The following is a 3,664-nucleotide window of genomic DNA, read 5'->3' as shown; positions in this document are numbered from 1 at the left end:
CAGCGGGCGCCAAGGTCGCGGAGCTGTCGCCCCGGCTCGCGCAGCGGCTTGGCCTGCGCACGGACATCAAGGGCGTCACCGTGGTCGACATCAACCGCGATTCACCGGCCGCCGATTTCGGCTTCCAGCCGGGCGACATCGTGCGCGAGGTGAACGGCACCACCATCGATACCGCAGCGACCCTGGAGCTGGCGGCCAAGACGGATACGCGCTGGTGGCGCTTTACGGTCGAGCGCGGCGGGCAGATACTGCGTCAGGTGTTGCGTTATTAGGGCTGGGTTCCGTGCATTCGGGCTCATGCTCCAACGAAAAAGAAGTGCATGGCCGATCTGTTCAGCGTCGATGAACCGGAAAAGACGCCGCCTGGGCGGCCGCTGGCCGACAGGCTGCGGCCGAGGAACCTTGGCGAGGTCGTCGGCCAGGAGCATCTGACGGGGCCTGACGGCGCGCTGACCCGGTTGATCGGTTCCGGCTCGCTCGGCTCGATGATTTTCTGGGGGCCGCCCGGCACCGGCAAGACCACCGTGGCGCGGTTGCTCGCCGGTGAAACGAGTCTCGCCTTCGAGCAGATATCGGCTGTCTTTTCCGGCGTCGCCGACCTGAAAAAGGTGTTCGAATCAGCCAAATTGCGCCGTGCCAATGGCCGCCAGACCTTGCTGTTCGTCGACGAGATCCATCGCTTCAACCGCGCGCAGCAGGACAGTTTCCTCCCGGTCATGGAGGACGGGACAGTCGTGCTGGTTGGCGCCACGACCGAAAACCCGTCCTTCGAACTGAATGCCGCTTTGTTGTCACGCGCGCGCGTTCTGGTCTTCCATTCGCTTGGCGAGGAGAGCATCTCCAAGCTGATGGCGCGGGCGGAGGAGACCGAGGGCAGGGCGCTGCCGCTCGACGACGAGGCGCGGGCCATGCTCATCCGCATGAGCGATGGCGACGGCCGCGCCTCTCTTACCCTGGCAGAGGAAGTCTGGCGAGCAGCCAAGCCCGGCGAGGTCTTCGATTCCGAGGGTCTGCAGCGCATCGTCCAGCGCCGCGCGCCAATCTACGACAAGGGCCAGGACGGCCATTACAATCTGATCTCGGCGCTGCACAAATCGGTACGCGGTTCAGATCCTGACGCGGCTCTCTACTATCTCGCACGCATGTTCGATGCCGGCGAGGATCCGCTCTATCTAGGCCGCCGGCTGGTGCGCATGGCCATGGAAGACATCGGCCTTGCCGACCCGCAGGCGCTTGTCGTCGCCAATGCCGCCAAGGATGCCTACGACTATCTCGGCTCGCCCGAGGGCGAACTCGCCTTTGCCGAGGCCACCGTCTATCTCGCCACCGCGCCCAAATCCAACGCCGTCTACAACGCTTTCAAGGCCGCCACGCGGGCCGCCAAGGAACACGGCTCGCTGCTGCCGCCCAAGCACATCCTCAACGCGCCGACCAAGCTGATGAAAGAGGAGGATTACGGCGCGGGCTACCGCTACGACCATGACGAGCCGGATGCCTTTTCGGGGCAGGATTATTTTCCGGAGAAGATGGGTCGCCAGACCTTCTATGATCCGCCCGAGCGCGGCTTCGAGCGCGATATCAGGAAGCGGCTCGATTATTGGGCAAAGCTGCGCAAAGAGCGGGAATAGCCGGGTTGCGTGAGGCTATTGACCAGATCCAGCAGGCAGCCAGCCGGCCGCGGTAGCAGGGCCGTTGTGTGGTAACCCAAAAAACCTTATCAAGGCGCACGACCGGGCGGTGGCCATTGCCTTGATTTGGGCACCTCATTCGCAACAGGATCGCGCTTGGCGCGTGGAAAAATGACAAAAAATCTTCGCAAATCCCTTCGCAAATTCGCCATTGCCATCCCGCTTCTCGCCCTTGGCTTCTATTTCATCCCCATCCTGACGACGATCTTCATCGTCTGCGGCCTGATCGACGTGCTGCGCAACGACCGCAAGGATCTGTCGCTGTTCTCAGGCTATTTTCTCGGCAACGGCCTGTTCACCTGGCTGCTTTCGCCGTTCAACCTGCTGGTCGACCTCTTGTGCTACAGAAATCCTGGCGTGTGGAAGCTGGAGCAGTTTCCCGCCGACTATCAGCGCGAGGTCAACGAGGTCCTGGACATCTTCAAGGCGCGCAAGGATGAGATCATCGCCGATATCGATGCCAATTTCGGCGCCGGCCGGCGCGGCATGTATGTCTACCAGTGGTACGGCAAGCACAGGATCGACAACGTCGCCGAGTTCAACAAGGATTTCAAATACATCAAGACCATCGCCGTTTCCGTCTTCAGCAAGCGCGAATCGACGTCCTGGCATTTCGGCCCGCTGCGGCTCAGCTTGCGCATCCTCTACAATCTGATCCCGGTGAAGTCGGAGATTTTCGTCGAGTGCGGCAACGTCAAGAATTACTGGTACGACAATCCGCTGTTCATCTTCGACGACACGCTGCTGCATCGCTCGGTCAACGAGTATGACGGCCGCCGCTACTGCGTGTTCATGGACATTATCAGGCCATCGCCGGTTCCCCGCCTCATCGCGGGTATGCTGGCCATCGTCTCGGTGAGCGTCGAGCGCATCAATTCCATGTTCTACAAGAACTGGAAAATGATCGGTTCGACCAAGCCGAAGAATGCCGGGACGACCTGAGCTTTGGAAAATCGGCGCTGCCGGCCCTGCCGGCAGCGTTTGGGTGCTCTGCATGTGAGACTTGGCCAATCCTTGTCGGCCGCTCATGCGCCGGAACGGATCCTGGCTGCATAAACGGTAGTCCGGGCTGGCTTTGATAGTTCTGCCTCTTCTCCTTCTGGCGGCCGCAAGTGACGAAGAACAAATCTCTCGGATTTTGGGCAACGACATATGTGTGCACCGCTCTTGTGGGAATTGCTCTTGCTCTCATCTATGTAGAGCTTGAACAGCCTGTCTATTACTGGGACTTCGCTGCCTATTTCGACACGTTTAGCCGGCAGGGCACGCTCTTGGTTCAGAGCCCTCTCGAGTGGCTCAGCCATTTGAGGACCTCGATCGCCACCGACGACTACAGTGCGGCGATCCTGGTGCCGCTGATGCCGTTTTACATCATTTTTGGCGATTCGAGGTTTTCCTACATCGCCGGAATAGTCGCTGTTTACCTGGTTCCGACCGCTCTTCTCATCGGCAGAACAAGCTATCTGGAGGCGGCGACCGGGACGCCTTCATGCCGAAGCTGGCTCACCGTATGGATTGCGGCCTTTCTCTACACGCCCTTCTGGGCGGCGACGCTTCGTGGGTTGCCGGACATTGCCGGCTGTCTCGCGCTTTGCGCGGCAACCTATTTTCTCTGGAAATCGAGGTTCCTGACCCGTGAACCGGTGATCAGCGGCATGCGTGTCGGCGTATGCCTGTGGTTGGCATTCGTGCTGCGCCGCTGGTATGCTTATCCCGTCATCGGGGTCGGAACTTCCGCGGCCTTCTTCTGTTTTCTGCAGGTCGCGAAAGACCGCGACGTCCCGGCACTCCGCAATGCCGCCGTCGGGGGCCTGTGTGTGATCCTCGTGGTTGTCGGAGCCGCGCTGACCTTCCAGCAACCCCTGGTCCTCAAGATACTGGGAACCAGCTATGGCGACCTTTACAGCGGATACAAGACAAGCTTCGTTTCACAGGTTGACCAGGCAGGATCGCGGCTCAGCTATGTGAACTGGCTG

3 protein-coding genes and 1 pseudogene are annotated in these 3,664 nt (G+C 60.5%); all 4 read left to right on the top strand.

Annotated elements, in window-relative coordinates; genetic code table 11:
* The coding region (locus tag ENZ74_RS25570; RefSeq protein WP_127313068.1) for a PDZ domain-containing protein at window positions 1–272 on the top strand (272 nt) is incomplete at its 5' end.
* Between the two features lie 48 nt (window positions 273–320).
* Entirely contained in the window at window positions 321–1,628 is a 1,308-nt protein-coding gene (locus ENZ74_RS25565; protein ID WP_063168069.1) for a replication-associated recombination protein A, read from the top strand.
* Between the two features lie 171 nt (window positions 1,629–1,799).
* Window positions 1,800–2,630 carry an aspartyl/asparaginyl beta-hydroxylase domain-containing protein gene (locus ENZ74_RS25560; protein WP_063168068.1) on the top strand — a complete coding sequence of 277 codons (831 nt, stop codon included), beginning with the start codon at window positions 1,800–1,802 and terminating at the stop codon, window positions 2,628–2,630.
* Between the two features lie 170 nt (window positions 2,631–2,800).
* Window positions 2,801–3,664: pseudogene (locus tag ENZ74_RS25555) on the top strand (hypothetical protein); the annotation flags it as partial.

Origin of the sequence: Mesorhizobium sp. M7A.F.Ca.CA.002.15.2.1 (assembly GCF_003998715.1) — a bacterium.
GTDB lineage: Bacteria > Pseudomonadota > Alphaproteobacteria > Rhizobiales > Rhizobiaceae > Mesorhizobium > Mesorhizobium ciceri.
This window is presented reverse-complemented; position numbering and strand designations above follow the sequence as displayed.

What these genes read in the sequence shown, in the direction of transcription:
- ENZ74_RS25565 (WP_063168069.1), top strand. Translation starts at nt 321, where the DNA reads ATGGCCGATCTGTTCAGCGTCGATGAACCGGAAAAGACGCCGCCTGGG.
- ENZ74_RS25560 (WP_063168068.1), top strand. Translation starts at nt 1,800, where the DNA reads ATGACAAAAAATCTTCGCAAATCCCTTCGCAAATTCGCCATTGCCATC.